At 72.3% G+C, this 3,934-nt stretch carries 3 protein-coding genes; all 3 read right to left on the bottom strand.

Annotated elements, in window-relative coordinates:
- Positions 1 to 279 precede the first annotated feature (279 nt).
- Complete coding sequence (locus GKQ77_RS29275; RefSeq protein WP_219692113.1) at positions 280 to 1,257, bottom strand: NAD(P)H-quinone oxidoreductase; 978 nt, start codon at positions 1,255 to 1,257, stop codon at positions 280 to 282.
- Between the two features lie 194 nt (positions 1,258 to 1,451).
- Positions 1,452 to 2,561 carry a potassium channel family protein gene (locus GKQ77_RS29270; protein WP_219692111.1) on the bottom strand — a complete coding sequence of 370 codons (1,110 nt, stop codon included), beginning with the start codon at positions 2,559 to 2,561 and terminating at the stop codon, positions 1,452 to 1,454.
- Positions 2,549 to 3,934: molybdopterin molybdotransferase MoeA (locus GKQ77_RS29265; protein WP_219692110.1), on the bottom strand; the 1,386-nt coding region annotated here is incomplete at its 5' end. The genes GKQ77_RS29270 and GKQ77_RS29265, both read right to left, overlap by 13 nt.

Genomic DNA, 3,934 nt, shown 5'->3' with positions numbered 1-3,934 from the left:
CGGTGAGCAGCGTCGTCGCCACGAGGGCCACGACGGTCACACGAAGCGTCACCCATGCCACAACCACCGCGCCGGCCACCTCCCGCCATCGGGTCGCCCAAGGTCAAGCGGATCATCACGCCAGTGCTCAGCGTCACATGACGAGACATTCCCGGCACTTTGACCGCACCCGAAGGAGGAGCGCCCCGAAGGGGCGCGGGGAACTGCGCGCCCAGCCACAACGGACCCGCAGCGGACCACTGCCCCGGGGCCACCCGACGTACCGCTGACCGCCAACCGCTACCGCGTAAGCAGCACCTTCCCGATATGCCCACTCTCCTCAAGCACCCGATGCGCCACTCCCGCATCCCGCATAGGCACGGTCCGGTCGACGATCGGCCGCACCTGCCCCGCACCGATCAGCGGCCAGACATGCTCCCGCACCGCGGCGACGATCGAGGCCTTCTCGGCGCCGGGACGGGCCCGCAGCGAGGTGGCGGTGACGGCGGCGCGCTTGCCGAGGAGCGTGGCGATGTCCAGCTCGCCCTTGACGCCGCCCTGCATGCCGATGATCGCGAGACGGCCGTTGACCGCGAGGGAGCGTACGTTCCGGTCCAGGTACTTCGCGCCCATGTTGTCGAGGATGACGTCCGCGCCGGCCCCGCCGGTGGCCCGCTCGATCTCCTCGACGAAGTCCTGCTCGCGGTAGTTGATGAGGATGTCGGCGCCCAGCTCCCCGCAGAACGCCAGCTTCTCCTTGCTGCCCGCCGTGACGGCGACCTTCGCGCCGACCGCCTTGGCCAGCTGGATCGCCATGGTGCCGATGCCGCTCGAACCGCCGTGCGCGAGCAGCGTCTCGCCGGGCCGCAGGTGGGCGATCATGAAGACGTTGGACCAGACGGTCGAGGTCACCTCGGGCAGCGCGGCCGCCGTCACGAGGTCCACGCCGTCGGGCACGGGGAACAGCTGCCCGGCGGGGACGACGACCTGCTCGGCGTAGCCACCGCCGGAGAGCAGGGCGCACACCTCGTCGCCGACCGCCCAGCCGGAGACGCCGGGGCCGAGCGCGGTGATGCGGCCCGCGCACTCCAGGCCGGGGTAGGGGGACGCGCCGGGCGGCGGGTTGTAGAAGCCCTGCCGCTGGAGCAGATCGGCGCGGTTCACGGCGCTGGCCACCACCTCGACCAGCACCTCGCCCTCGCCGGGCACGGGATCGGGCACCTCGGCCCACACGAGCGCTTCAGGGCCGCCGGGTTCGGGGATCGTGATCGCATACATGATCCCGAGGCTACTCCCGCCCCCTCAACTGAGGCGCCCCGTCAGAGGCGCCGGGCACTGAGGCGCCCCGCCAGAGGCGCCGGGCACTGAGGCGCCCCGAAGGGGCGCGGGGAACTGCGCGCCCAGCCCCAACAAACCCGCACGGCAGGAGAACCCCGAACGGCAGGAGAACCCCGAACGGCAGTGGAATCCGCTCACCCCGCCGGAGGCAACGGCCGAGCGTCAGGCGCCACCACCGACCCCGGCGAAACCCGAACAATCGTGATCAGCCGATCCGTCAACTGCAGCTTCCCGACGGCAGGATCGTCGTACCCCAGCACCCGATGCCCGCGTACGACACTCACCACCAGGTCCTCCGTCTCCCGGACCCCCCGCCCCACCTCGGCCTTTATCACCGGCCGCTCGACGAGATCGAGCCCCGAACCCTGCTGGATGAGGTCCTCCATGACCATGCCCGCACTCGGGCTCAGCACGGAGAGCCCGAGCAGCCGCCCCGCCGCGCTGGCGCTGGTGATCACCGCGTCGGCGCCGGACTGCCGCAGCAGCGGCGCGTTCTCCTCCTCGCGCACCGCGGCGACGATCTTCGCCCCGCGGTTCAGCTGCCGCGCGGTGAGCGCGACGAGCACCGCCGTGTCGTCGCGCTGCGTCGCGATGATGATCTGCCGGGCCCGCTGCACCTCCGCGCGGAGCAGCACATCGCTGCGCGTCGCGTCGCCGACGACACCCGCGTAACCCTCGGCCGTGGCCGCGTCGACGACCTTCGAACTGGGGTCGACGACCACGATCTGCTCCGGCTTCAAGCCGGTCGCGCAGACGGTCTGGATCGCCGAGCGGCCTTTCGTCCCGAAGCCGACGACGACAGTGTGTTCACGCAAGTTGGACCTCCAGCGGGACAGACGCCATTCCTCGCGCGTCCGTTCCGTGAGCACTTCGAGGGTCGTGCCGACCAGGATGATCAGGAAGAGCACGCGCAACGGCGTGATCAGGAGGATGTTGGTGAGCCGGGCGCTGTCGCTGTACGGGACGATGTCGCCGTAGCCCGTGGTGGAGAGCGTCACCGTGGCGTAGTACGCGGCGTCGAGGAAGTCGACCTGCTTGTCGGAGTTGTCGTTGTAGCCGCTGCGATCGATCCAGACTATGAACGTCGTCAGGGCGAGCACCAGCAGGGCCATCACCAGACGCCTGGTGACCTGGCGCAACGGCCGTTCGACCACCCGCTGGGGCAGCTTGATCCGGTGGGTCGTGTGGTGCTCTTCGGGTTGGCGGGCGATGGCGTCGTTGCCGGGAAGTTTCACGTGAAACACTCCCCGCCGTCGCGCAGGGGCCAGGGATCGCTCACGGCCCAGGAATCGCTGAGGGCCCAGGGAAGGTCGATGATCTCCAGCTCCTGCCCCTTGCGCGCGCCACCGGTCGGTACGACCGCGAGCCCGTCCGCCGCCGCGATGCCACGCAGCATCGCGGGTCCGTTGAAGCGCAGCGGCACGGCGTACTCACCTCGCAGGGTGACGGGCACGAGGCGGGTGTCGTACGGATGTCCTTGCACGTCATCGCGGACGGGGGCGGTGTACGCGACGTGCGGCGGAGGTTCACCGGTAGCGGTGGGCGCGGACATGGCCTCGGATGCGGACGCGGACGCCGACGCGCGTCCGGTGAGCGTACGCAGCAGGGGCTCGGCCAGCGTGACCAGACCGGAGAGGGCGGCGAGTGGGTTGCCCGGCAGCCCGACGAGGTGCTGTCCCGGCCGGAGGCGGGCCAGCAGCATCGGGTGCCCGGGGCGCACGGCCACGCCGTCCACGAGCAGTTCGGCGCCGATGCGGCGCAGCGTGGGGTGGACGTGGTCGACGGGGCCCGCGGCCGTACCGCCCGTCGTCACGATCACGTCGGCCGTGGACGTCGTCAGAGCCTCGTGGAGCGCCTCCGCGTCGTCGCCGAGCCGCCGCACGCCGGTGACCTCGGCGCCGAGCGCGCGCAGCCAGGGCGGCAGCATCGGGCCGAGCGCGTCCCGGATCAGGCCCTCGCGGGGCAACCCCTCGGCAAGCAACTCGTCGCCCAGTACGAGGACTTCGGCACGCGGTCGGCATACGGCGGTGAGCGTGTCGTAGCCCGCGGCCGCGGCGAGGCCGAGCACGGCGGGCGTGACAAGGGCTCCGGGCGGCAGGAGATGGTCTCCGGAACGGCACTCCTGGCCGCGCGGTCGGATGTCCTGGCCCGTCACCACCTCGCGCTGCGCGTGCAGCCCGCCCTTGTCGTCGAGGCGGCCGTGCTCGCTGCGCAGGACCGCGGTGGCGTCCTGCGGGATGCGGGCGCCGGTCGCGATCCGGACCGCCTCGCCGTCCCCCAGCGGTTCCGGACGGTCGTGCCCGGCGAGGATCCCGTCGGCCCGTACGACCCAGGGGCCGGGTCCCGCGACGGCCCACCCGTCCATCGCGGAGGTGTCGAAGGACGGCAGGTCGGTGAGGGCGGTGAGCGGGGCGGCCAGGGTCAGGCCGAGGGCCTTGTCCAAGGGGACGGCGACGGTCTCGCCTCCGCCCCGGGGCACGGCCCGCGCGGCGAGGGCACGGGCGACGGGCCAGGGGGTGACGTCGCGGTGCGTGGTCTCGCCGGGGGCGGTGGGTCCGGACGCTGCGTTCCGCCCGTGCGGGGCGAGCTGACCGTGCGGGGTGGGCTGACCGTGCGG

It is taken from the genome of Streptomyces anatolicus (assembly GCF_019400875.1).
In the GTDB taxonomy this organism is placed as follows: domain Bacteria; phylum Actinomycetota; class Actinomycetes; order Streptomycetales; family Streptomycetaceae; genus Streptomyces; species Streptomyces anatolicus.
This window is presented reverse-complemented; position numbering and strand designations above follow the sequence as displayed.